Genomic DNA, 25,088 nt, shown 5'->3' on the forward strand with positions numbered 1-25,088 from the left:
CTTCCCGAAAAAACGGCATCCATTGCGCAAACAGGGATTTATGCTGGAAAGTGAGCAAGAAATTGCGCAGATTTTGCGATCATTCTGCGGGTGACTATTTTTCGAACTATTAGTAGCTTGTTTTTTGTGATTGTTATCACGTTTTTGATTTTTATGAACGCTGGGATGCCAATGTGTTTACCGCATATTGCTGTGCCAGATATCCCGTCGAGTGATAAAGAAAGGCATTCCGGCACGGGGAAAAGTAGCACCAGATAATCCGGCTTCATCATGCTGATTTGTGAGACTAAAGACCCACTCAAGAGGTAAAGATAGTGTCGGCACCCTACCCGCCATGTCTTGCGGCATTTCCCCCTCAACTTATTGAGTCCGACGAAAACCAACGGGTATACCTGCGTATCATGCATGAAGACTGGCCCGATAGCATCGGGCCACAAAGAACAGAGGTAAACAGGATAAAAGTGAATGAAAATCACGCTAATGAGTGTGATTTAAACATGAAAGGGATATCCCTATCGCTGCCCTTCTCAGCCCTCTTTGCCGCAGGCACAGCTAACTATCATTTATCCTGAGTATGTCGGGGGCGAGAGCGTGGGGTGCGTGTGATTAACTGCCCCTGCTCGTCAAAATAGCGGCTCGGCCAAATCTCATAGGCCGGTACTCCCAGTGCATCAGCAATCAGTTGCTCCCCTTTAGGCCACGGGCGATTAAGCGCATTTCCCAGCGTGGAGGAATTCAACCCCGCCGCCCGCGACACGGCGGCCATCGTCGTTCCCCGTTTGTGAAGCCCGGCAATAATGTCGGCGGAATGCCAGTCGATATTAGCCATTTTATTTACCTCATTCAAAGACTTGAAGTCCAATAAGGATAAGTGGATGAATGTTATCTTTAGTAACTCTAAAGATGATTCATCTTAAGGAATGCTAAAGATGATGTCAATATAACCAATAACAGGAAACGTTATGGTTCCGCAGCGTCTAAGAGCCGCAAGAGAACGTGCAAAGATTTCACAGGAAGAACTGGCGATAGCCGCCGGGATTTCTGAGGATACGGGCTACTCAAGAATGTCACACTATGAGAATGGCAGGCACAAACCAAAATTCGAGCTGATATGCACGTTTGCCAAAATACTGGATGTACCGGAAGGATACTTCTACACGCAGGATGACAGCTTTGCTGAAGCCATGCTGAAGTTGCATGCTGGCGAGTTGGTTCAGTGGAGAAAAAACAAATCTAATTAATTGAAAAAATTAGCGATCCCTATAAATACGAATCATCATCTTTATGAACTCTAAAGATAAATTCTATTGAGCAATGCTAAAGATCTCCGTGAAATCCTCATTGGGAACACGGCATGATCCCCAAAAGACTCAAAGAAGCACGCTTGCACGCTAAACTCACTCAGGAAAAACTGGGTGTACTGGCTGGGCTTGAAGAAGCTACGGCTTACTCACGCTTGTCTCATTATGAAAACGGTACGCACAAGCCGACCTTCGAGCTGGTGTGCGAGTTTGCTCGCGTACTGGACGTACCGGAATGCTATTTCTATATAGTGGACGATCAGTTTGCGCAAGACGTGCTTGAGTTATTTCGAAGCAAGAAGAGTGGTTAGGATTAGGCTCTGTCTTTTAATTTGGCAACCCGCGGTTCTCAGCGTATAGCGGGTACAGGCTTTCATCAGTCAATAGAACATGCTGGTCACCAATAGCGAGTTCAGCACCAGGCTCCCCCCAGCGTGCATTCACCCCGACTTCCGCACCTGCCAGGCTGGCGATAATGGCCGACCAGTCAATAAACATTCCTTGTCAGATCAATATAACCAGGGTGGCAACAATACAACCGTCTATAAAGAGTTTGCAATAAACATCGTGGTAGCAGAAAGGCCATCGGCACCCAACCGTCATCGGAAAAATTGCACCGAACCACGTAAAAGACTTCTTCTGGTTAAATAAACGCTGATTTATAGAAAAACAATTCCGCGATATTGTCTAAAAAACCCGTATTAAGGATGGTGATATCCGTAATACGGGCTCATCAACTTTCACTCCGTCCCTCGCTGTGTTTTTTTGTCTTCTCCGGGCATACGCCATTCTGCACTGGAGGAACCTATGTCATCTCATCAGTTACTGCGTTTGAGACAAGTGGAAGAAAAAACTGGCCTGAAGCGCTCGCAAATCTATCTGTATATGAAGTACGGAACCTTTCCAGCCTCAATAAAGATTGGTCCCGCCAGTGTGGCCTGGCTCGAATCTGAAATTGACGAGTGGATTAACCTCAAATTAGCTAACCGCTTAATGCGCTGATGGAGGATATCGCCTTATGATCCCCTCATTGAATTACGCGGTATTAACACACGCCCTTGCTGCGCTTAAGGACGGTAATTTTCATTATTGTGAAACGTTAGGGTTCACCTTTGACGAATTAAATGCCCTCAATCAGCTCTCCCTCGACGAACTGTTTATCGTCAGCCGGGCATCGGCGCAATTTATGGCGGTCACTGTCCGCCATGACGTCCTACAGCAGATTCTGACGTTATCCCGCAAGGAAGCGCTACGCCAACAACAGATTAACCGTGCCATCCGGTTCGGAGGATCAATCGCTCTCCTGCACCACTTCTTTGGCCTCACCTCAAACGAGGTCTGCACTCGTCGCCGGTTGCTGGGCATCACCATGCCTTATGGCCGTACGCCTATCCCCGATGAAACCACTGATGCCGAAATCTGGCAGTTATGGCAGAAAAGCCGACCTGAAAGCCTGGAAACGCCTGATGCACTGGAGGTGATGATGCAGATCACCGAAGCGTTGTCCTCACGGAAGGAAGGGCCTTCGCTCACCGTTGTCTGGAACCGTATCACCCTTTGCGAAAAGGAAGCACCGAACAGGAGGGCATCACATGCCAGATGAAATCGATCGCGATCAGGAATTTAATGAGCAACGCCTGGAAGAAATGATTGAACAAAATCGTTTTAAACCAGCAACCACGCCCTCATTACATTACTGCCGTTTGTGCGGTGAGCCGATTCCCGAGAAACGACGGCAAACTTTGCCGGGCGTGACCACCTGCACGGAATGCCAGGCTATTCTTGAGCGTCGTCAGCGGTGATAATATATAAGCATACGCGCAGAGAATAGTGTTTCTCTGTGCGTATGCTTATTATCTTAATAAATATAACGCTTGTTATAAGCGTTAAAATGATGAGCAAAAACCGTCACCATTATTACTTATCTGTATTAGCTCAGACTTGATATGAATATGTTTTGTGTTAGAGAATGATTAAGTTTGATAGTCGGCAATGAGCGATAAACGGAAGTTCGCAATTGTTCTCATAACTAAGGAAGACACTACTAGCATCACGATGTATTAATGAATGGGGAGTAGGTGAATCAGGTTAAACCATAAAAACGCCGACACCAGTAAAATTGCTCATTCGTTAATTTTATTTGAAGACATTGCCGGTTTTTCCTATAAAAATAGCTAGCTGATATCTCAAACGAAGGAGTGAAAATATGGGGTTCTGGGAAACTGCTGGTAAGTTAGCTAAAGGTGCAGCTAACGCTCTGGAAGAGAAGGCTAACGAGATGCAGGCTACTAAGATGCGACTTGAAAGCAAGAGCAGTGAAGATTTGAAACGCATCATTAAGTCTGAAGGGTTCTTTGGTTCAGCAAGTAGCACAGAAAAAAGCATTGCTATGAAAATTCTCAGAGAACGCGGCGACGTATAAGGAAATCAAAATGGTTGGGACTTTAAATCTTCCGCACACCTGCCCTAATTGCAAGGTTACGACGGCACGCACTTCGACTGAATTAGCAGCTTTGTTTGGGTTAAGAACCATTCCCACTGGTGCCACAAACCAGAGTTGGTGCCGGAAATGCCGATCAGGCAGCTAATACAGCTAATAAGAGAGCCACTGAGCGGCTCTCTTTTCAAACATATTAACGTAGTTCACAGGCTCTTCATTTTCCTGAATTATTTTTTAATTAAATAAGAACGCTAATCCGCTCCCATTGATTGCAGGAAATGGGCGTTGTCGGGATTACTGGCGCTTAACGCCCAGATGAGGACGTTGGCCGATGCTATACAAACAAATTGGGAACGGGGTGATTTAGACATCACCCCTGACATACGTAAATTGAGCTCAGATGTATTAGCTCAGAGCAACATTCTCGGCACATCAGAGGTGGTCAAAAATAGACCCTTTACGTGGAATAAGGATTTTCTCATAAAGCTTGGTCGCATAGTCATCTGTCATTCCGGAAACATAGTCGCAAATGACTCTCATACCTGCCTGCTGGCCTAGGCTAATCTGCCGCTCGTAAACTTCTCTCGTTGAGGCGGGTAAAAACCGACACGGATCGCTAGCAAGCACACTGAACAGTTCGACAATCAACTTTTGTCCCTTGAATTCAAGCAGCTGTACATTTTCATGCTTAATCACTTTGTCCTTGACCAGCATGAAAATTTTCAACCGCAGTGCTTCTACTGCTTCCGGAAGGACCGCATTATATTTGAGCATACCGCATTCGAATGCTGCATCCTTTACATTGAGCTCAACGCTTGTGATCATCAGGTGAACCAGCATGCCGATGCACTCTTTTCGCCTGTAACTTTCACCAAACAGGCTGTCCGCGACAGATTCGCATGTTCCAGAGAATGTAATACCGTGGCAGTCAGTAAATAGGTTTGTATGTCCGCTGAAATGCTCCATCCACATCGCTCGTGTCACCATCCCGAGAGAAATTGCGTCCTCCAAATCGTGCAGCGAATACGAAATTTCGTCGGCAAGATCCATGATGGTGGTATCGAGCGCTTTATAAGAAGCTGTTTTATGATCGGATTCGGTTTTACCAAGTTTAAAGGAAGTAAACAGCTTCAGATCCTGTTTAGTAAATGGTGAGAGAGCAAATTCTACGATGTCTCTCTCTGAATCTAGGTAGCATTTTGGAGGTTTAAAATCAGATGACTTAAAGAGCCAGTCTGGCCCTTCGACAGGGGCCTGACTACTGGCTTTTTTAACCATTAGGGATGAGTAATTAACCGGATATTTCAGTACGCCCAGCAGAAATCTGCGGGTAGGGTCGAGACCGTGTTCCTTGGTGTACTTATCTAATTTCGAGAGAATGCGCAGCGTCTGACCATTTCCTTCAAAGCCACCGTAATTCAACATACAGTAGTTAAGAGCTACCTCACCGCCATGACCAAATGGGGGATGACCAATATCATGCGCGAGGCATACTGCCTGCATCAGACTGTTATCTGGTAAAAACTGAGATTCCTCTTTACCTTTATATTTGATTTTCAGCTTATCAAGAAGACCTGAACCGATTTGCGCAACTTCCATTGAGTGGGTCAGTCGTGTGCGGTAGAAGTCACTTTCTCCCAGACCAAGAACCTGCGTTTTGGATTGCAAACGTCGGAAAGGAGACGAGTGGATCAACCGAGAAAGGTCACGCTGGGCTTCAGATCGGGTCTCTTCCTCTCGATGACTATTGGAGCCTCGTCTCTCATCCCAGACGTTTATTTTTCTCTGAGTCATATTATTCCTTATGTTTTTGCTCGGTGCAGTGTGGTGTTCTGACGTAACACTATCACTCAGCTAGATTTGTGCCGGTTAAAAATAAAGTGAACCGGAAGATTCACCTGTTTTGCAGAACTCATTATTTATGACAGAGGTCCTGAGGAGGCAATCCGTTCTTTGCCATTCGTGATTAAGCTCGAGAATTTAAAGCTAAATCAGATAAAATTCAGTCTAAGTTTATGCTGTTGTCAAGCTAACTCATCAAAATAACTTATTTTTTCTGACATTATCTTCAATAATTAATGCAGTGTGAGCTTAGCAAAGTCCGCTGTTGGCACATAGCTGTCTGCCAAATTCGGCTGTCCCTAGTCCAAAAACGTACCATCTCAAACCCAAATCAATAAAATCCACCACTCAATTAATTACCCCGCTATACATTTTCTCTCTTATTCCCTTTTTGATTTTCCCATTTTCCACCCGAATGAACTATTGCACGCTAACCCCGACACCTTCCCCTGGCGAGCGTGGCGGACGTGTAGTCGTCCGGGGCCGGTATTGCTCTTTAACAAGTTGAGTCGGGCTGTCACGTAACCACAATTCAGGGTGCCGCTGAATGTTCTCGCTGACCCGTTGAAACCGGAATGCAGAATCGGGATGTGACCTATCGGTTTAACTCATTATTCCTGTTGATTAAAGGAAATACCATGCGGAAACCCACTTATCACGTGTTTGTCACGCAGGAAAGCCCGCCCGACTCACGCGGAGAAAAAAACACATTCTGGACCAAGGTCGGCGTGGCCTTCGCCCATCACGGGAAACCCGGATTGAATATCGTCCTGACACCCGGCCTTGCCGTCTCCGGTAAGCTGGTGCTTCTCGAACCCCGGGATGACGGCGACACACCACCCGAGCCCGGCGCGATGAACGCCCAACCGTAACGCACCTTTCCCCCCGCCATCGGGCTGCCTGATGGCAATCTGTAACCCGAATGACCTTACCGAGGCAATCATGCTTTCCCCGACAGCCTTTCTGACGGCGGCGATGCAGTGTGCCGCCAGCATTCACCCGTCCACCGCATTTGATGTGGCAAAGGTGGAATCCGGCTTTAATCCTTACGCCATCGCTGAAATCGTGCCAAGCGACGAGAGAATGCCCGGCAGCGCCGGTGTCATTTCTCATCAACCCACCCGCCATGACACGGCCGTCAACATCATCAACCGAATAGAGGCCAAAGGCCACCGTTATTCAGTCGGGCTGATGCAAATCACCAGTACCCATTTTCAGCATTACGGCGTGACGGCCCAGGCGTTGTTAGACCCGTGTACCAATCTGTCTGTTTTTGAGCGCATCCTTACCGACTGCTACCAACGCGGCGGCACGCTGCAACGCGCACTCAGTTGCTACTACGCCGGTAATTTCACTGCCGGTCAGCAGCCCGAATCCGCCTTTAACCAGACCAGCTATCTCCAGCGTATTGGCTATGCCGTCCCCTCAACGCAGGAAGACCGCACGCGTAGTCGCGCCAGCCAGGCCACGTCAGCGATTCATTATCCAGCCACCGTGCTGCGCGGTGAGCTTGCCGACCCCTCTACCCCGTTTTCGACCACCCTGCGCTACCCCAACGCCGTCCTTCGCGGCGATGTATCCCCCCTGTGAACCATGAGGAGAGATGACGATGCAAAAACGTAACGACTTACCGGCCTTTTTTCCCGCCTTCATTTCCACCCAAACGCTGGCGGCAGGCAGCGGATTTACCAAAGCCAGCGACACGCTGAGTAACACCTCCACCGGCCTGCTGGGGCTGGCCGCCGTCACCATCACACTGGCCACCATGTGGGTGGGTTACAAGGTGTTGTTTGACGGTAAAAGCCTGCATGATATGCGCAACGTCATTATTGGCGCGATCCTGATTGTCGGTGCATCGGGCTTTGGTGCCTATTGGGCATCCTAGGGGGAACCGATGACCACCCTGAATAAAGCGCTCACCCGGCCCGCCGCCATTATGGGCATCCCCCTCGTCCCGTTCGTTCTCGTCAGCGGGGTCATCGTCCTGCTGTCGGTCTATGTCAGCCATTACCTGGCGCTATTACTGATCCCGGCCTGGCTGGAAATGCGGGCGAAGGCCCGAGCCGATATCCATTATTTCGGGTTGTTATGGCTGGCGTTTAAAACCCGTGGCCGGTTTGCCACGAACCGGCATTTTGGCGCGACGGCGATGCTGGCAAACCAGTATGACGCCGTCGATATTTCGGAGTTTACCGACAAGATGAAATTAAACGCGCGCATCACGCTGGATAAATACATCCCTTACTCCTCTCACCTTCACCCGCACGTCATCAGAAACCGCCACGGTGATTTCGTCGCCTCCTGGGAGCTGGGCGGCACCCTGTTTGAATGTGAGGATGAACATCACCTGACGCTGATGACAAGCCATATCAACAACCTGATCCGCTCGTATGAAGGGCTGCCGGTCACGTTCTATATTCACCGAATACGGGAGACCTATCAGGATGCCTTTGAGGCGACCTCGGGTATTCCGTTTTCAGACGAGGTCGCAACGCGCTATTACCGGGCACTCAACGCGAAGCCGCTCTGGCGGCATCGGCTGTTTTTCACCGTCTGTTATGCACCCTTCTCCGCGCTGGAGAAAAAGGCCATGAAGACACAGCCCGCCGGAAAGAGGAAAGCCGCACTGGATGAAGCGCTGAAGGTCATGCTGGAGCACCATGCCGCACTCGGCAGCGCACTGTCACGCTATATGGCAACCCCTCTGGGAACCTATGAGGAGAAAGGACGGGTCTACTCCTCGCAACTGGCGTTCTACCATCGCCTGATCACCGGCCAATGGCAGCCGGTGGCGGTGACACGCTCACCGTTTTACCTCACGCTCAGTACACCGGATGTGTTTTTTACCACCGATACCGCCGAATGCCAGACCGTCGGCGGCTCCCGTTTCTTCCGCAGTCTGGAAATTAAGGACTATTCACCGGAGACCGCGACCGGCCTGCTGGATGCGCTGTTATATGCCGAAAGCGAGTACGTACTGACGCAGTCTTTCACCTGCATGGCGCGGGATGAGGCACAACACCATATCCGGCTGGCGGAAAAACGGCTGAATGCGACCGACGATGACGCTCTGTCACAGCGTGAAGAACTGGTTGTCTTGCGCGATCTGCTCCAGTCCGGGCATGTGTCCTGCGGCAAATACCATTTTTCCCTGCTGGTGTCCTCAGCCAGTGCCGATCAAGTGGTCAGGGAGACCCACGCGCTGGCCCAGCCGTTTACCGACCTCGGTATCATGACATCGCTCTCCACGCTGTCGTTACCTGCGGCCTATCTGGCTCAACTGCCCGGCATGTATACCTTTCGCCCCCGGCTGGTGGTGGTCAGCAGCCAGAATTACGCGGATCTGGGCAGCCTACATAACTTTCACCCTCACAAACGCAGCGGTAACCCGTGGGGCGACGCCATCGCCATTCTGACATCGCCCGGCGGCGGAGGTTATTATCTGAACCTGCACGACAGCCAGGTCGGGCGGGATGACTTCAACGAGAAAACGCCGGGGAATACCGCCATCATCGGCAAAACCGGCTCAGGGAAGACCCTGCTGATGACGATGATGCAACACCTGATGCAGAAGTACCGCCACCCGGCGACATTTTCCGCTGCGGCCCCCGGTAAACGGCTGACTACCGTTTACTTTGATAAAGACCGGGCCGCCGAGATGTCGATCCGCCAGATGGGCGGGCGTTACTTTCGCATCCGCACCGGTTCGCCTGCCGGGTTTAACCCGTTTTCACTTGCGCCAACCCGACGCAACATCAGCTTTATCAAGAAATTGGTCCGCATGTTGTGCCGTCGCAGCAGCAAACCACTCGACCCACGCGATGAAGCGCGCATCAGCACCGCCGTGGATACCCTGATGCAGGACGACTACCCGCCGGAATTGCGCCGTTATGGCATTACCCGGCTGCTGGAAGTGTTGCCCGAACCGCCGACCCGCGAGGCCAGAACCAACGGGCTGCGCATCCGTCTGAAACAGTGGGCACAGGGAGGCGAATTCGGCTGGATTTTCGATAATGCGGAAGACAGCTTTAACATCGGCGAGAGCGATAACATCGGCATCGATGGAACAGAATTTCTGGATGACGACGACATTTGCGGCCCGATCACCTTTTACCTGCTGTTCCGCGTCACCAGCCTGCTGGACGGTCGCCGGTTGGTGATGTTCATGGATGAATTCTGGAAATGGCTGGCGGATGTCGAGTTTTCCAGATTCTCCCTCAATATGCTCAAGGTGATCCGTAAACTGAACGGCATTTTTATCCCCGCCACCCAGTCCCCCGATGAAATTGTCAGGCACCCCATCGCGCCCGCGATTATTGAACAGTGCAGCACGCAGATCTTTCTCGCCAATCCCAAAGCCAGCCGGGCGGATTACGTAGAGAAAATGAACGTCCCCGACAGCGTGTATGACACCGTCCGTCATCTGGATCCGGGAGAGCATTATATGGTCATCATGAAAACACCGCTGCGCGCCGGTGAAACCCGGCCCTTTGTCGCTCTGGCAAGAATGGATTTATCGGGCATCGGCAACCTCACCACAATCCTGAGCGGAAGCGAAGACAACTTGAAACTGTTTGATGCGCTTTATCAGGAAGGTATGTCCCCTCACGACTGGAAAGCGGCCTTCCTTGAACAGGCCATCTGAGATTCACTTCGGAGGTAAATCACCATGCAAACCCGATATCTCTTCCTGGCGTTCTCGCTATGGCTGTCCGCACCGGCGATAAGTGCCGGTATCCCTGTGTTTGATGCCGTCAACAATGCCGAGTCGATTAATCAATGGATGCAAAAACTCAAACAATGGCAGGAAACCGTTACCCACTATAAAGACGAGCTGGATGCCTATAAACAGCAATTGGCGACGGCAACAGGGATACGGGATATTCAGGGGTTTCTCCGCGAGGCAAAAAGCCTGAAAGACGATATCGACGCGCTTCGCAAGAACGGTATTTCACTGGATGACCTGCTGACCAATCCAGACGGTTCCTATTCTTCCGCGCTTCAGGGGTTATATAAAAAATACCAATCGTTTGATAGCTGTAACCCGTCCCGTTCATCCCTGCGTTATCAGGACAGTTGCAAACAGCTGTTACTCAATCAGGCACTGGCGATTGAGAATACCCGCGAGGTTCAGGACAGGATGACCAGCACGTTGAACGACATCGCAGACCTGTCTGACCGCATCGCCAATGCCAAAGATTCGAAAGAATCACAGGACCTGGCGAATGCCGTCGCGGCCAAAAGCGTGCAACTGAACGCCCTGACCAGCCAGTGGGAGATGTCTGTCCGGCAGACGGAGCAGCGGGCAACACTGCTGGAGCAGCAACGGCAAAATGCATTCAATGAACAGCAACTTGCCGCGCCGGTTCCCGATTTTAATCATTGAGAGGGCAAGCATGAAAACATCACTGTGCATTTTTTCGGTTATTTGGGGCGCATTCTGCCTAACAGGATGTGATAACCCCAAATCAACACAATGGTACAAAGCGCACCCAGATGAAATGAACCAGCGATATCAGGCGTGTGAGTCATCCGGGGAAGACTCGCAGGATTGCAAAAATGCACGAGCAGCGCGATTCGAACTCCGTCAGGAAAAGGCCAAGGTTCCCAATTTGAACTAAAGGGGCAATCTATGTCGGGTGGTATGTTTGTTGGAATGAACAACACTATCACTGACGGCCTACAAGCCATACTGCGGGGGCAAACCTCCGTCTATGGCGATATGGTAAGTATTATCGCCGTCAGTTCCTTCACTGTATTTGTCACTTATCAGGGTTATCAAACCCTGGCCGGAAAACGCCAAACACCCGTCGAAGATGTCATGTGGGATATAGGGCGAATGTTATTAATCATGACATTCGTTTTAAATCTCGATGGCTGGCTGAATTTAGCCATTGCGGCCATTAACGGCTTAAAAGACGGCGTCAGCGGTGATGATAATGTCTGGTCATTGCTCGATACCGTCTGGGATAAAGCACAGACCATTGGGCAAAGACTTTATCAACAAGATGATTCCGCCTATGTAAAGCTCAACGGCGGTATTGCCGAAATTCTGGTCTGGGGCGGTGTTATTGTCACACTGCTTTTTGGCGCTACGGTTAACCTGTTAGCCGAAATTATCATTGTATTAATGACGACGACCGCGCCATTATTTATTTTCTGCCTGTTGTATGGGTTCCTGACTCCGATGTTTAACAACTGGCTGAAAATTATTTTTACGGTCATCCTTACAATGATGTTTTCGGCTTTATCAATCAGGATCGTCATTAATTACCTCAATGGTATCTTAGATAAGGCGGTTAATTTTGCCGACAGCGCCAATATCATTACGCTTGGTGTTCAGTGTTGTGTTGCGGGCGTTATTTCCGGCGTCATTATCTGGTTTTCAGCGAAAATTGCCGGTGCATTAGGCGGTGTCGCCGTTCAGGCCACCTTGCAGGGGGCCACCATGAGCGGCTTACGCGGTCTGGCGAGCACGTCATCTGAAGCAGCAAAACCGGCGCGGCGGCGGCGCGGCTGGCCGCCAAAGGCAGCCATGCCGCCGGGACACTCATCGCCACGGGCACTGGCAACGCCATCTCCGCATGGCAAAAGCGTGCCGCCGCCATTGAGAGTATGAAGCGCCTTAACCAGCAGCGTCCTCGCTAATTTCTTTCTCACTCCCCCAACTCGTCACAGGGTGCCGAGGCAATCGCCGTCGGTACGGTATATCTGTATCCTTTAATAAGGGCTTTCCATGAAATCCAGCATTGTCTTTCTGATGCTGTGCATCCTCACGGGCTGCGCAGGGCATCAACACGACCTTCCGCCGGTATCCGGCGATCCTCAACCGGTCAATTCCCCCGCGATTATTCAGGAGCTGACAACACATGTCTGAAACAGAAAACCTCATTGCGTCATCCCGCACCTTTGAAGCGGTTCTGCTGGAAAAGGATGAGCGGGAAAAAAAGCGCGCGTGGCGCATGGCGGCAACCGGGTTTGCGCTGGCGGCGCTGACGATAACCGCGCTGATTATTCTGCTACCGCTGAAAACCACCGACATCGAATTATGGTCGGTGGATAAACAGACCGGGCGCTATGAATATATGACCCGTCTCAAGGAGAAGGATATCGCGACCGAAGCCGTGCTGGCCCATGCATTATCCGCCGCATTGCGGATAACACGGTCAAAACGGATATCTGGAACATCCGCCTGACCTACCGCTACCTCCCCCGCAAACAATTGACGGACAGCCAGCGAGAAGTGAACCCATTGGGGTTCATCGTCACCAGCTACCAGCGCGATAAAGAACTGAGGGGGGAGTGATGCTGAAGAACACCGTACTGATAGGGCTGATGCTGGCGTCGTGCGCCGTCTGGGGGGCCGCGATACCACGCGGCAGCGCCTATGACAGCCGCATCCAGCATGTCACCTATGACAGCCAGAATGCCACCGTCGTCAACACCCGCCCCGGCTACCTCACCACGCTCCTGTTCGATGACGATGAAGCGGTGCTCGACGCCCAGACCGGTTTTCCCAAAGGCTGGCGAGTGACCAAAAGCGATAACCGGGTGGACGTCAGCCCCAACCCTGTCATCCAGCCGGTAACGGAGGACAACGGCAATAACGTCAACAAGGTGTTTCTGCCGACCGCCAAAGAGTGGAAAACCAACCTGTTGGTGGTGACATCCAAACGCGAGTACAGCCTGGAGCTTAACGTGCTGGATAACGACTCGCCCTCGCAGGCCTTCATTATCCGTTTTCACTATCCCGATGAGGCACGCAGGCAATCAGCGGCCGCCGATGCCGCCCACCTGCAACGCCTGCGTGAGGCACAGGAAAAGCAACAGATTGCGGCCGCTTTCGAGCAGGCCACCACACCGCGAAACTGGCACTATATCAAGCGGGTCGCGGCGGGTTCGGCGGCAATTGCACCGGATTTTGCCTACGATGATGGCCGCTTTATCACCCTCGGTTTTTCTCCCGCAAAAATCCTGCCGTCACTGTTTCGGGTCGTTAACCAGCAGGAACAAACCGTCACGCCCCTAATCACCAAACACGGGAACTACACCGTGATGGTCGTGCGGGCCATGTCGCCGCATCTGGTGTTGCGTTATGGACGCGCCGTGGTCGGCATTGAGAATACCGCATTCGGCAACATCGCCGTCAGCGCTGGTGACACCGTTTCGCCCGCCGTCACGCTGGAGGCCAAATGACAGACCATCCCATCCCGGATACAGCAGAAAAAACCGTGGCTGAACGGGAAGCCGAAGCCCGTGAACGCGCCAGAGCCGCGAGAGAAAGCCAGACACCGGCGCACAACACACCGCCCGGTCAGCCGGACGTTACCCGCTTTAAAAAACCCGCCAGTCGCCGAACGCTGCTGGTCAGCCTGCTCAGTCTGGCGGTGCTGATGCTGCTGGCATGGAGTGGGGATCGCTTTTTTGGCGCAGTCAAACACAGCGATGACAAGGCGACGGAGACCCAGCCGCAGCCGCTGACCGGCGTAATACCGCCTGCGCGTAAAAACCTCGGTATGGACCGTCATCCGTTCGGTCTGTTCGAGCAGAACAGACCGGAAACCACAACGGATCATCGCCAGACGCAGGCTGCCCCGCCACCGCCAGCACCGCCCGCGTTAAACAAAGCCGCCGCCCTGGCCGACGGGTTAAATCAGGCGTCAGATACCGCATCGGCTTCCCACGTCACCGCCTCCGGCACTGACAAGCAAAAGCCCACTACCGCGCCTGACCCGGAGATAAAAGACACCGCTCCCGGCGTGGCAACAGTCACCCACGTCCGGCGGCTCGGTCTCGATCCCGATCTCTACCTGCCGGTTGATAGCTACATTCCCTGCTCGATGATGCAGCGCTTTGTTTCCGATGTCGGCGGGCGGATTTCCTGCCTTATCAGTGAGGATGTCTACAGCGCCAGTCATCACGTGAAGCTGCTCCCGGCAGGCACTGTCGCCCGTGGCATCTACCGCACCGGCGCACTGCAACAGGGCCGGAGCCGGATGTTTGTCATCTGGACGGCGTTACGCACACCAGAGCCCGACAGCCTGCACATCCCGCTGACCGATACCGAGGCCACCGGCCCGCTGGGAGAAGCCGGGATTAGCGGCAGGATCGATACCCATTTCTGGGAGCGGTTCGGCAACGCGTTAATGCTGAGTACGGTACAGGACGTCGCCGCTGCGGCGGCGAATACAGCGCCGGGGAAAGACCGTAATACCGACTACACCGAGAATACGCGTGCTGCCGCCTCGGAAATGGCGAAAACGGCACTGGAAAACAGCATCAATATCCCGCCCACGATGTATCTGAATCAGGGCGATGTGATCGGCATCATGACCGGTACGGATATCGATTTCTCTTCCGTTTATCAACTGCGTCTGAAAAAGAGGTGGTATGAACGCTGAAAACCTGTCGCTGGATTTTATGAAAAACCAGTTATTTGGTGAATTTCTGCCACTGGCAGGCCTGACGGAAATCGCCATTAACCGCCCCGGCGAGATCCACACCAAAACAAATGGTCGATGGCAGAGGCATGACTCTCCGGTTACGTTGCGTCAGTGCCATGCCTTTGCCAACGCACTGGCCTCATGGCATGACGATAATATTGATGACACGTCGCCGATTCTGTCCGCCACGCTGGAGTCCGGCGAACGCATTCAGGCCATTATTCCCCCGGCCTGTGAGCGGAATACCGTGTCCATTACGCTGCGCAAACCGTCATATGCGCAGAAAACGCATCAGTCGTGGATTGAGGCGGGCTTTTATCACCGCGTAACCGGTCAGGAGCTTGCTGAAAGCAAGGACGAGGAGCTGACCCGCTATTACAACAACGGGGACATCCCCCGCTTTATTGAAAAAGCCATCGAGTACGGCAAAACGCTTTTTATTGTGGGAGAAACCGGCTCGGGTAAAACCACCTACATGAAGACATTGCTGCACTATATTCCGCCGCATCTCAGGCTGACGACGATTGAAGACACCCCTGAAATCCGGTTTTACCACCACACCAATTATGTGCATCTGTTTTACCCGGCAGAGGCCACCGACGAGGCGATTGTCACCCCCGGCAGGCTGATACGGGCGAATTATCGAATGAACCCGGACAGAATTCTGCTGGCGGAAATTCGCGGGCGGGAAGCCTGGGACGCACTGAAAATTATCGGCTCCGGCCATGAAGGGCTTATTACCTCCCTGCACGCGGGCAGCCCGGAAGAGTGTATTGAGGGACTCATCGACCGCTGCTATGAAAACCCGGACTGCAACAATATCCCGTTCGATGTGCTGTTACGCAAGGTGCTAAAAAGCATTGATGTGATCGTCAGTATTGATATTCATGGCGACGTTCGCCGGATGAGCGATATTTATTTTAAACCGGTACACCTTCATCACATGAAGGAAATATTCAGATAGACGAACCATTCCCCCCTGCCTCCCAGTAAAGGTATTCGATATGAAAACCATCATACTCACCGCCTTTCTTCTCGGCATGAATGTATTATTTCCGGCCTCAGCGATGGCCGCTGATGCCTGTGAGGTTGTTTTATGTCTGTACGGTAAAACCACCGGAAACAGCGGTGGAAATACCTGTCAGTCGGCTGAACGCGCCTTCTTTTCTATTGTGAAAAAGAACCGGCACGGTTTTCTCCCCGGCCAGACTGCCGATGCCAGACAATCCTTTTTAAACGAATGTGATTCGGCTGACCCGGCCGCGATCAGCCGGATTATCGGTCAATATGGCCGCGTTCGTAGCTAATACTGACGAACCGGGCGCAAAGGCGTGACGGTTTTCAGGTTTTTACGGCCCGCCCATTTTTCGCGGATTAAAGCGCGAAGAAATGCCGGGCCGTAAAAATGAGGCCGCGGACAGAAATATTTTCGCGGATTACGGCGCGAAAATATTTCAGGCACCGCGCCTCACCGGCAAACAGCCGCGCCCACGCGGCTTTTGCAGGCCGGGGGAGCCGCAAAAAATTTGCCGCCCCAGCGAGCAAATAGGCGCGCCCACGCGCCGGTTTTTGTGGGGGGCGTGCCCCGCACACCGTCGCGGCTAAGTCTCCGGCCCAAAGCCGGTAGCGTGGCGCGACCACCCACTTTGAAGGCGTTTTCCCATTTTTTCGCTGGCCGGAACGGACAACAGAAAAAATAGGCGAAAAACGGCGTCTCAAAGGGGGTGGTCGCGCGTAGCGTGCGACGGTGTGCCGCCTTTGACCCTGGGGGTTTTGGCGCGGCGTCCAGCCTCGACATTACCCCCATGTGCCAGGCAATAAGGGCGTCCAGCCCGCATGTACTGGCACACGCCGTTGCGTGCCGGGAAGTGAACTTTCCGGCGCATGGCTGCGAAGAAGCCACCGCATTCGCCTCACCCGATCGCCTCATGACATCGACTCATACGCTGAGGCGAAAGGATGAGGCGATCTCATGAGGCGAGAGCCGACACCGGAGGCACTATGCTGTTAAATAAGCTTGCCGTTTCACTATCACCGATAGTGAACGGAATGCTGGCACTGATTATATTTACGCAACAGCATCAACTGATGCTGGCGTTATTATCGGGGCTGACGTTACCGTTTTTCGCATCAATGAAAAGCGGTGAACGACAAACAGCCCCGTTCTGGAAAAAGGGAATTATCGCTTTTTCCCTGCTGTGTTTTCTGTTTGGCACCATGGCCCCGGTGATCATCAGGTTCTTTCAGTGGGTCTATCAGACCAGAATAGCCACCCGGTATTCGCTGGCAACCTGGCCGATACTGGTTATCCTCACGGCAACAGGGATTATCTTCCATATTATTCTGCGTCGGGCACTAAACCCTGAACTGGATAAAATAAAGAAACGCCTGGTTAAAAAAACCACCCTTGAGCGGGAATTACGCACCGATGTCCGCACGGTGAAATCCCTGCTGCCGGAAACGCTGCATTATAACCCGCTATGTTATATCGATCTAAACAAGGGCATTTTTATCGGGATAGACCGTGATGAAAAACCGATGTATCTGCCGTTAGGAGATTGGCAAAAACAACACGCGGATATTATCGGCACCACCGGAGCCGGTAAAGGTGTAGCAACTGGTATATTGCTTTATCAAAGTATCCTTGCGGGTGAAGGCGTATTTATTATGGACCCCAAGGATGATGAATGGGCACCGCATCTTTATCGGAAAGCCTGCGAGGATGCAGGTAAACCCTTTTGCTTAATTGACCTGCGAAAACCGCAATACCAATTAAATCTAATTGAAAATATTACGCCTGACGCGCTGGAGGAATTGTTTGTTGCGGGATTCAGCTTGGCGGAAAAAGGTCAGGAATCCGATTTTTATCGTATCGACGACCGAAAAGCGGCACGTATGGCAGCACAATTTGTCAGCCGTCATCCCTCTTCTACTATCCGCGATATTTATAACAGCGAATATGTTCAGGGCATCGCGGAAGATATCAAAGCCTTTTTCGGCAAGATTGAAGAGCTGGCGTTACTCAATGCCATCAACGCGCCGACAGGATTTTCACTCCAATCGGTTTTTGATGAAGGTGGCTGCTGCTATGTCATCGGCTCAATGCGCAACAGCAAAATCATTACTGCACAGCGTATGCTGCTGGTACGTCTGTACCAGTTAGCAGAACGGCGCGACCGGGTAAAAGAAACGCCCCGCCCCATAGCCATCTTTCTCGACGAACTGAAATACCATCTGTCAAAACCAGCGCTGGAGGGGTTAGGCGCAGCACGGGATAAAGGCGTACATATCATCATGGCCCATCAGTCCGTCGCCGATTTGAAAGACTGCCCAGCGGATTTAAAAGGCGATGCGGTTGTCGGTGCGGTCGTTGAAAACGCCAAATTCAAGCTAGTTTACCGCGTTATGGACCCGGATACGGCGGAATGGGTGGCAAGAATGTCCGGCACCATCTTAGTGGATGATGAAGTCCGCAAAGCCAAAACCAATGCCGTGCTGACAGAAACTATCGACAACGAGCGAACGATCAGGCAGGCCGAGCGTTTCTTTATTGACGGCAATATGATCCTCAATCTGCCTGATTTCGTCAGTTTTATCTTCACCACGAAAACACTTCCCTCCGCCTCGCTGATTTCCCCCATCCAGGTGCAAAAACACGCACTGGAAACGTTCACCGTTTCGCCTGATATCACTGCATCAGCGGCACCGGTAAAACGAGCACTGGATTTCAGCGAAGAAGACAACGTGCCTCAGATCGATTTTTAGGAGACGCCATGTTGATATCAACATATCGTGAGCGCCACAGGCGTAATAACGAGAAAATAAAGGTACTGCTGAATTTCCTGAAAGAAGAAACCTACAGTGACTTTAAAACGCTGATGCTGCTTTTTGATTTTAAAAATCACAAACCACTTTATCTGCTGCTTGCCAAAGTCATCAAAATGGGATGGGTACAAAAACATGAATTTGATACCCGCACGGGGAAAACCTCTTTGTGGGGGATCACCAGTGACGGGTTAGCGGTGGTAGTAAAACCCAATGACGATATTTTCCCGGCACGGTTTGAACCGTCCAGACTCACCGGCTGGACGTTAGAGCACCACCTTGATAATCAGGTGGCCCGGCTGATCCTGGAGAAAAAAGGCGCTACCGGTTGGATAAACGGTGATCGTTCAACCTTCCTCAACCAATATCAGGTCAAACACCGCCCGGATGGACTCATCACCCTGCCTGACGGACAGGTTATTGCGGTAGAAACCGAGCGCCGCTTGAAAACCAAAGCCCGTTACCAGTCGATTATCGCCAGCCACCTACTGGCCCGTACCCACAAGCACTGGATGTACGTTTTCTATATCGTGCCAGAGCCGCAGAAAAAACGCGCCCTTGAACTGTTGTTCGCCAGCATCAAACACGTCATCGTTAACCATCAACCTATCCCGCTGGAAGTGCGACATCGGAATGTTTTTCGTATTTATACTCTCGACGAGCTGCGACAACTGGAGCCGAGGCAATATTCATAAGCTGGATCTAGCGTTGCCAAATCTCATGGTCGGCTAAGAGCGAATTGCGAACATTGGACTTTCCAACCTTACAAGCTAACCTAGTTTGCAAGGTTAGCTTGTAAGGTCGCACTAATAAGTTGTTATGCGAAAAGAACAGGAACGGTATAAATGAACTGGATTGGTTCACGGTGGTGGAAATTCGACTTCCACAATCACACTCCGGCATCTGACGATTATGGGAAAGGCCCTGACCAGGCCCAGTATAAGCAGATCTCTCATAAGGATTGGCTGCTCAACTACATGCGGCAAGGCATCGATTGCGTCGCGGTGACGGATCACAATTCAGGCTCCTGGATTGATCCACTCAAGCTGGCACTCCAGGAGCTGGCATCTGAAGGTCATGCGGATTATCGACCGCTCTACCTCTTCCCAGGCGTTGAGCTTACCGTTCAGGGGAATATCCATATTCTGGCCATTTTCGGCCAAGACAAGACAACCTCTGATATCGACTCACTGCTCGGTGCGGTCAGGTATCGCACCACCAAGGGAAAGAGCGACGGCTGTTCTGAATGCTCTGCAGTTGAGGTGATTGACGAAATTGCCAGGTCAGGCGGGCTTGCAATACCTGCTCATGTCGATCAGGCCAACGGACTTTTTATGGTCTGTACCGGCAACACACTGGAGCAGGTGCTCGACAACAAATGTGTCTTTGCCATGGAGGTAACGGACCTTGCTCAGGCAAAACCACAGCTCTACATCGGCAAGAATTTGAATTGGGCAGAGGTTCTTGGAACCGATTCCCATCATCCGTCCGGTACCGGAGGTCAACGCTACCCTGGTAGCCATTTCACCTGGGTAAAAATGTCGGAGCCATCCTATGACGGATTACGGCTGGCGCTCATTGATGGGGCTCTTTCACTGAAGAGGTCGGACCAATTCAGTGGTGACCCCAATACCCATGGACAACTCGCCATCGAAAGCATCGTGGTTGATGATGCAAAGTACCTGGGCCGAGGGCAATCCTTTTCCTGTCAATTGAACCCCTGGCTCAACACCATCATTGGTGGACGAGGCACCGGGAAATCGACTTCGTTGGAGTTCCTGCGGATTGCTCTCAAACGGAAGGGAGAAATCCCCAAGAGCCTTGAAAAGGAATTTACCAAATACAGTCAAACGTCGAAAGACCGCCAGGATGAAGGGCTGTTAACAGATGCCACGAAAATCACCGTCGGCTTTCGAAAAGACGGTGGCCGCTTTCGAATCACCTGGTCTAACACCGATAACAGATACGCCATAGAGGAAGAGACCGCTCCCGGAATCTGGAGCGCTTCCGAGGGAGACATAGCACAACGATTTCCTGTCAGGATTTACAGCCAGAAGCAGATTTTCGAACTGGCGAAGCATCCCCAGGCGCTCTTGCAGGTTGTCGATGATGCCCCGACGGTCAATCATCGTGATTGGCAACTTAAGTGGGAGGAACTGGTTTCCAAATATCTCTCGATTCGCGCCCAGGCGCGTGAAGTTCAGGCCGGACTTCAGGAGGAATCGGTAACCAAAGGTCAGCTTGAGGACGTCAAACGCAAGCTCGATGTTTTTGAAAAGGTGGGCCACGCGGATGTCCTTAAGGCTTACCAGCTCAGACAGAACCAGAGCAAGGCTATCGACTCCTGGGGAAAGACCTGGGAAGGTTCCGCCGAACAGGTCCGGGACATTTCAGGAAGCCTGTTGCCACCAGAATTGGATTTACAGCATTTCGACGTTGGGAATGCGGATGACAAAGAACTGATCGATACTGCCGCGGGCATCCGTGCGACGTTTGAGAAACTCCAGAGAGAGATGAATTCAATCGCGCAGCGGATTGATGATGCGAAGAGCGCATGGAATCAAGCGCGGCCAGACCTGGGAATATCGAAAAAAATCACAACGGCGAACCAGGAATACACCGACCTCCTCGGTCAACTCAGCGCAGCAGATGCGGGCGATCCATCCACATATGGTGTTCTGGTTAAGCAGCGGCAAGATCTCGAAGATAAGCTCAAGGGATTCAACAAAAAGAGAGAAACTCTTGCGCAGCATCAGAAGAGCGCGGAAGAGTGCTTGGCCAAGCTCCATGAGCATCGGGCCAAGATAACCAAGCTTCGCGAGGACTTTCTCAAGGAAACCCTCGTCGGCAATTCATATGTACAGATCAATGTCATTCCGTTTGGAAACAAGCTCACTGTTGAGGAAGAGTTCCGTAAGCTGATCGACAGGAGCAATGGCGGCTTTGACCGCGACATTGGGGTAGTTGACGGGAATGAGGGCTTGCTGGCTAATCTAACGCAAGACCAATCCAGAACTATGTATGATCAAATTGAGACATTGAAATCATCGCTACTTGCAATCCATGCGAACGATACTACAGCGGTGGCTTCCTCCAAAGATCGACGCTTTGTATCCCACATTCAGGGGCTAACTCCGGAACAGATAGATCGAATTCAATGCTGGTTTCCAGGCGATTCTCTGGATATCAGATATAGCCTTAAGAACGGCGAGAGCTTCAAACCCGTAGAGCAAGGATCGCCGGGTCAAAAAACTGCTGCTCTCCTTGCATTTATCCTTTCATATGGTAATGAGCCTCTCGTACTTGATCAGCCTGAGGACGATCTTGACAACCACTTGATCTATGACCTGATCGTGACGCAATTGCGGGAGATCAAACAGAGACGGCAGGTTTTAGTGGTCACGCACAACGCCAACATCGTCGTGAATGGTGACGCGGAAAACGTCATTGCCCTTGATATTAGGTCTGGCCAAACCAGGATTGTGACGCAAGGGGGGCTTCAAGAGCCTTCTATACGCGATGAGATATGCCGAGTGATGGAAGGTGGCAGAGAGGCTTTTACCCAAAGGTATAAACGAATCAATGCAGTAATCACATAAAAAAGCGCTGCACTCGGACGGCAATTCCGCTACGCTCAATTGCCGCCGGTGAGCTTGGTCGTTAACGTCCACTCCTGGCACGGAACGGATAGAGAGTAAGGTCACCAAGCACCTCGAACAGCGTCGTCTGATGCTGCGATGGTGGGCTAATTTTCTGGATGCTAACAGCAACGGTCTGGTTAGGCCGTTTGACAGTATCGGGACGGTGGTAAGGAACGGTATTCCGGTTCCGTTTGACGCCAAAAACCGGGAGATGTTTCTGTTCCGCACGATAGCCGAACTGGAACAGGCTCCCGACAGCCACGACTAAATGCCGTCGATGAGGAAATCTATTGCGGCCTTTACCTGATTACGGTACTGCGACGCATCACAAAACACAGTCCCCAGAGCCTGTACAGGGATACTTGCCAGCTCGTGCGTCATTACGGCGTATTCTTTGCCGTCCGTCAGCCTGACTACGGGGACAAAGCGTTCCGGTCGGCGGCCTGCCGGGTACTTTTCAACAGGGAGCAACGGGATCACTATCCGGCGATTCAACTGTCCAATAATATCGCTCGTGACATCGAGCAACAGCGGGTAAATGGCGCTTTTCCCGGTATTACCGTATACGGTGAATTGCATAGTTAAAACGTCCTGTATTCATCGCTGAAACAGCCGTGTTCATCATGAAAACGATTTAATGCCTCAATGGCCTCCCTGTTCTCTTCCTGCCATTTTTTCGCTTCATGGTGGCGAAGCTCTGCATCCAGAGCGGCTGTCAGGGTAGCACTCAGGTTAATCCCCGCTTCACGCGCCCGAACCAGTAAGGCACGCTCCACCGTCATGGTCACGCTCTGCGTGTTACGTTGTTTCGCGGTCATGATTGCTCTCCCGTATGAGATACGTGTGCATTACACGGCACAATACACTTATCATAACACCAAAAACAGGTCCGGCTACCGTTGCAGTTCTGCAAACGTCACCGTCAATCGTCATACCTAACCTGTCGTTTATAGCAATCAGCGGTGTAAAAACGCCGTTTGCGGGATGCGCGGACTCTTTGCCGCCCGCACCCGCAGCCTGAGAATATTCCGGGCATTCAATGCCTAGAATATTCTCAGGGAAATTAAAAACGCCGTCACACTGGCTGCCCAGATATCAGGTTAACGCCGCCTTCCTTTGCGGCGTCTTGGGCTTCAACTCAAGCCTTATCCATCAGATAGCGATGCGCTTTCGATGCTGCACTAGCCGCTTTGAAAATATAGCGCTTGTCGTTCTTCAACGCTTTCAGCCAGGAAGCGATATAGCTTTCATGCTGAACCTCTCCGACAATCCCCAGATCCGCCATCAGGAACGCGCTTCCCAGCTCGGCGATCAACTCTTCAAAGGCGTAACCTTCACTGCCAAACTTCCCTTTCATTTCACGGTTAAGACGTGCTCTTGCTCCGCTCCAGTGAACCAGCTCATGCAGACCAGTAGCGTAGAAATTAGCGGCATCGGAAAAAAGATGGCGTTCCGGCAACCAAACTTCATCCGTTAATGGCTTGAAAAAGGCATTTTGACCTTTCTCGATGATGCGGGCACCACTGCGACGAAACAGGTTTTCAGCCTGTGGCAACGGCTCGAACGTCTCTGCGGGGCTAACAACCTCAGTTGTCAGCGGAAGGCCATCGATTTGTTCAACATTGAACACGGTGAACGTTTTCAGCATCGGGATCTGGTCGATTTCTCCGTCTTCGTTTTCCTTTTCCAGGGTTGTATAAAAAATGGCGGTCGTGCCGTGCTCGCCTTTGCGAACCTGCCCGCCTACTGCCTGCGCCTGTTTGTAGGTCATCCAGCGTGAATCACAGAAGCCCTGTTCTGATGCACTGCACCACAACAACATGATATTCATTCCGCTATACGCGATGCCGGTTGCGAAGTTGGAAGGTAAACCGGACATGCCCGGCACTCGCTGCCACGGACACGTCCAGGGCTTCACTCCGGCTTCCAGCGCGGTAATGATGCTGTCGGTGACGGTCTGGTAAATATCGGTTTGGGTTTTGGAAAATTTCGTTTTTGAGGAGCCTGACTGCTCCAGCGGGGATACGCTGGTCGCCGCTGCGGCGTTAGGGGCACTAGTCTGGGTATGCAGGGAAGTCGTCATGGTTTTTTCTCCGTCAGTGGTGTGATTTTCGTCTTCGTATCGCCTGACGGTTCGCTTTCCCGGCATCGTTCCGGCGCGCAAGGGCGCAGAATGCGTGCCATTTACCCTTGCGAGACGGGTTGTGGTGGGAAACGATTAACCGGAAGCTGATACGGGGAACGGAAGTCACACGGGAGAAAAAACTGACACTGCATAGACGGGCGTAGCGCCCCTTAGGCTGCAGAGGTGAAATGGAGGTTGGGGTTGAATTTAGGGGTATTAGTTCAAATCTAAATTGCCTGTATCTTGAGGTAGGGCATAATAAAATTATGCAGTGTGGGAACAGTCCAAACGATATCTCAGATCGTACATATAAAAACTGGCTGTTTTTATATTAGTGAATTATCCTTTAAATTATCTCTTGAAAAAACAAAACATTTAACTTATTCTCATTTTGAACAATCAACAATCAACAATCAACAATCAACAATCAACAATCAACAATCAACAATCAACAATCAACAATCAACAATC

25 protein-coding genes and 3 pseudogenes are annotated in these 25,088 nt (G+C 51.5%); 22 read left to right on the top strand and 6 right to left on the bottom strand.

Annotation, left to right across the window (positions count from 1 at the left end; translation table 11 throughout):
- Nucleotides 1-559: 559 nt before the first annotated feature.
- On the bottom strand, nt 560-829 hold the full coding sequence (locus tag FAZ14_RS11255; RefSeq protein ID WP_153508539.1) for a helix-turn-helix domain-containing protein: 270 nt from the start codon (nt 827-829) through the stop codon (nt 560-562).
- A gap of 133 nt (nt 830-962) precedes the next feature.
- Here FAZ14_RS11255 and FAZ14_RS11260 point away from each other — a divergent pair, with 133 nt between their 5' ends.
- Together FAZ14_RS11260 and FAZ14_RS11265 are read left to right on the top strand one after the other, a co-directional pair.
- Nucleotides 963-1,241, top strand: a complete 279-nt coding sequence (locus tag FAZ14_RS11260) for a helix-turn-helix domain-containing protein (protein ID WP_153508540.1) — start codon at nt 963-965, stop codon at nt 1,239-1,241.
- Between the two features lie 113 nt (nt 1,242-1,354).
- Nucleotides 1,355-1,612, top strand: a complete 258-nt coding sequence (locus FAZ14_RS11265; protein WP_016940998.1) for a helix-turn-helix transcriptional regulator — start codon at nt 1,355-1,357, stop codon at nt 1,610-1,612.
- 16 nt (nt 1,613-1,628) lie between these two features.
- Here the strand turns inward: FAZ14_RS11265 and FAZ14_RS11270 are convergent, their stop codons facing one another.
- Nucleotides 1,629-1,799, bottom strand: coding sequence for a hypothetical protein (locus tag FAZ14_RS11270; RefSeq protein WP_153508541.1), 171 nt, complete (start codon nt 1,797-1,799; stop codon nt 1,629-1,631).
- Between the two features lie 309 nt (nt 1,800-2,108).
- On the opposite strand from FAZ14_RS11270, the gene FAZ14_RS11275 reads away from it, so the two are divergent.
- From FAZ14_RS11275 to FAZ14_RS11290, 4 genes are all read left to right on the top strand, one after another.
- Complete coding sequence (locus FAZ14_RS11275; protein WP_153508542.1) at nt 2,109-2,303, top strand: AlpA family transcriptional regulator; 195 nt, start codon at nt 2,109-2,111, stop codon at nt 2,301-2,303.
- A 16-nt stretch (nt 2,304-2,319) separates the two neighbouring features.
- Nucleotides 2,320-2,904 (top strand): DUF2857 domain-containing protein, encoded by a 585-nt coding sequence (locus FAZ14_RS11280; protein WP_153508543.1) that lies wholly within the window; start codon nt 2,320-2,322, stop codon nt 2,902-2,904.
- Complete coding sequence (locus FAZ14_RS11285; RefSeq protein WP_153508544.1) at nt 2,894-3,103, top strand: TraR/DksA family transcriptional regulator; 210 nt, start codon at nt 2,894-2,896, stop codon at nt 3,101-3,103. Before FAZ14_RS11280 ends, FAZ14_RS11285 begins: the two co-directional genes overlap by 11 nt.
- A 404-nt stretch (nt 3,104-3,507) precedes the next feature.
- Nucleotides 3,508-3,723 carry a transposase gene (locus FAZ14_RS11290; RefSeq protein ID WP_153508545.1) on the top strand — a complete coding sequence of 72 codons (216 nt, stop codon included), beginning with the start codon at nt 3,508-3,510 and terminating at the stop codon, nt 3,721-3,723.
- A gap of 450 nt (nt 3,724-4,173) precedes the next feature.
- On the opposite strand, the gene FAZ14_RS11295 is transcribed toward FAZ14_RS11290, so the two are convergent.
- Nucleotides 4,174-5,535, bottom strand: coding sequence for an anti-phage deoxyguanosine triphosphatase (locus FAZ14_RS11295; protein ID WP_153508546.1), 1,362 nt, complete (start codon nt 5,533-5,535; stop codon nt 4,174-4,176).
- Between the two features lie 686 nt (nt 5,536-6,221).
- Between FAZ14_RS11295 and FAZ14_RS11300 the strand changes: the two genes are divergently transcribed.
- The 16 genes and pseudogenes from FAZ14_RS11300 to FAZ14_RS11375 all read left to right on the top strand — a co-directional run.
- A complete protein-coding gene (locus tag FAZ14_RS11300; protein ID WP_121480024.1) occupies nt 6,222-6,455 on the top strand; it encodes a hypothetical protein in 234 nt (77 codons plus the stop codon).
- Between the two features lie 70 nt (nt 6,456-6,525).
- A complete protein-coding gene (locus FAZ14_RS11305; protein WP_153508547.1) occupies nt 6,526-7,173 on the top strand; it encodes a lytic transglycosylase domain-containing protein in 648 nt (215 codons plus the stop codon).
- Between the two features lie 13 nt (nt 7,174-7,186).
- The gene (locus tag FAZ14_RS11310) at nt 7,187-7,468 is read left to right on the top strand and encodes a TrbC/VirB2 family protein (RefSeq protein WP_420890249.1); all 282 of its coding nucleotides are present in this window, start codon (nt 7,187-7,189) and stop codon (nt 7,466-7,468) included.
- A 9-nt stretch (nt 7,469-7,477) separates the two neighbouring features.
- A complete protein-coding gene (locus FAZ14_RS11315) occupies nt 7,478-10,228 on the top strand; it encodes a VirB4 family type IV secretion/conjugal transfer ATPase (protein ID WP_153508549.1) in 2,751 nt (916 codons plus the stop codon).
- Nucleotides 10,229-10,252: 24 nt separating this feature from the next.
- Nucleotides 10,253-10,969: a TrbJ/VirB5 family protein gene (locus tag FAZ14_RS11320; RefSeq protein ID WP_153508550.1), complete on the top strand. Its 717-nt coding sequence runs from the start codon at nt 10,253-10,255 to the stop codon at nt 10,967-10,969.
- A 10-nt stretch (nt 10,970-10,979) separates the two neighbouring features.
- Nucleotides 10,980-11,204 carry an EexN family lipoprotein gene (locus FAZ14_RS11325; protein WP_012769218.1) on the top strand — a complete coding sequence of 75 codons (225 nt, stop codon included), beginning with the start codon at nt 10,980-10,982 and terminating at the stop codon, nt 11,202-11,204.
- Nucleotides 11,205-11,215: 11 nt separating this feature from the next.
- A pseudogene (locus FAZ14_RS11330) lies at nt 11,216-12,231 on the top strand (TrbL/VirB6 family protein).
- Between the two features lie 221 nt (nt 12,232-12,452).
- Nucleotides 12,453-12,889 (top strand): annotated as a pseudogene (locus FAZ14_RS11335) (VirB8/TrbF family protein).
- Entirely contained in the window at nt 12,889-13,779 is an 891-nt protein-coding gene (virB9, locus tag FAZ14_RS11340) for a P-type conjugative transfer protein VirB9 (protein WP_153508551.1), read from the top strand. The pseudogene FAZ14_RS11335 and the gene virB9 overlap by 1 nt, the downstream one beginning before the upstream one ends.
- The gene (gene virB10 / locus FAZ14_RS11345) at nt 13,776-14,984 is read left to right on the top strand and encodes a VirB10/TraB/TrbI family type IV secretion system protein (protein WP_153508552.1); all 1,209 of its coding nucleotides are present in this window, start codon (nt 13,776-13,778) and stop codon (nt 14,982-14,984) included. Before virB9 ends, virB10 begins: the two co-directional genes overlap by 4 nt.
- Nucleotides 14,974-15,990: a P-type DNA transfer ATPase VirB11 gene (gene virB11, locus FAZ14_RS11350; RefSeq protein ID WP_153508553.1), complete on the top strand. Its 1,017-nt coding sequence runs from the start codon at nt 14,974-14,976 to the stop codon at nt 15,988-15,990. The genes virB10 and virB11 overlap by 11 nt, the downstream gene beginning before the upstream one ends.
- 40 nt (nt 15,991-16,030) lie before the next feature.
- The gene (locus tag FAZ14_RS11355; RefSeq protein ID WP_153508554.1) at nt 16,031-16,333 is read left to right on the top strand and encodes a TrbM/KikA/MpfK family conjugal transfer protein; all 303 of its coding nucleotides are present in this window, start codon (nt 16,031-16,033) and stop codon (nt 16,331-16,333) included.
- 694 nt (nt 16,334-17,027) lie between these two features.
- Entirely contained in the window at nt 17,028-18,791 is a 1,764-nt protein-coding gene (locus tag FAZ14_RS11360; RefSeq protein WP_153508555.1) for a type IV secretory system conjugative DNA transfer family protein, read from the top strand.
- An 8-nt stretch (nt 18,792-18,799) separates the two neighbouring features.
- Nucleotides 18,800-19,546, top strand: a complete 747-nt coding sequence (mobC, locus tag FAZ14_RS11365) for a MobC family replication-relaxation protein (protein ID WP_153508556.1) — start codon at nt 18,800-18,802, stop codon at nt 19,544-19,546.
- A gap of 150 nt (nt 19,547-19,696) precedes the next feature.
- Nucleotides 19,697-22,450 carry a TrlF family AAA-like ATPase gene (locus FAZ14_RS11370; RefSeq protein WP_153508557.1) on the top strand — a complete coding sequence of 918 codons (2,754 nt, stop codon included), beginning with the start codon at nt 19,697-19,699 and terminating at the stop codon, nt 22,448-22,450.
- Between the two features lie 175 nt (nt 22,451-22,625).
- Nucleotides 22,626-22,760: pseudogene (locus tag FAZ14_RS11375) on the top strand (MobC family replication-relaxation protein); the annotation flags it as partial.
- On the opposite strand, the gene FAZ14_RS11380 reads toward FAZ14_RS11375, so the two are convergent.
- The 3 genes from FAZ14_RS11380 to FAZ14_RS11390 all read right to left on the bottom strand — a co-directional run bounded on the left by FAZ14_RS11380 (nt 22,757) and on the right by FAZ14_RS11390 (nt 24,575).
- On the bottom strand, nt 22,757-23,071 hold the full coding sequence (locus FAZ14_RS11380) for a CcdB family protein (RefSeq protein WP_153508559.1): 315 nt from the start codon (nt 23,069-23,071) through the stop codon (nt 22,757-22,759). The pseudogene FAZ14_RS11375 and the gene FAZ14_RS11380 overlap by 4 nt on opposite strands.
- 2 nt (nt 23,072-23,073) lie before the next feature.
- Nucleotides 23,074-23,310, bottom strand: a complete 237-nt coding sequence (locus tag FAZ14_RS11385; protein ID WP_153508560.1) for a type II toxin-antitoxin system CcdA family antitoxin — start codon at nt 23,308-23,310, stop codon at nt 23,074-23,076.
- A gap of 320 nt (nt 23,311-23,630) precedes the next feature.
- Nucleotides 23,631-24,575, bottom strand: a complete 945-nt coding sequence (locus FAZ14_RS11390) for an ArdC family protein (protein ID WP_153508561.1) — start codon at nt 24,573-24,575, stop codon at nt 23,631-23,633.
- Between the last annotated feature and the right edge of the window lie 513 nt (nt 24,576-25,088).

Origin of the sequence: Dickeya oryzae (assembly GCF_009372235.1) — a bacterium.
In the GTDB taxonomy this organism is placed as follows: domain Bacteria; phylum Pseudomonadota; class Gammaproteobacteria; order Enterobacterales; family Enterobacteriaceae; genus Dickeya; species Dickeya oryzae.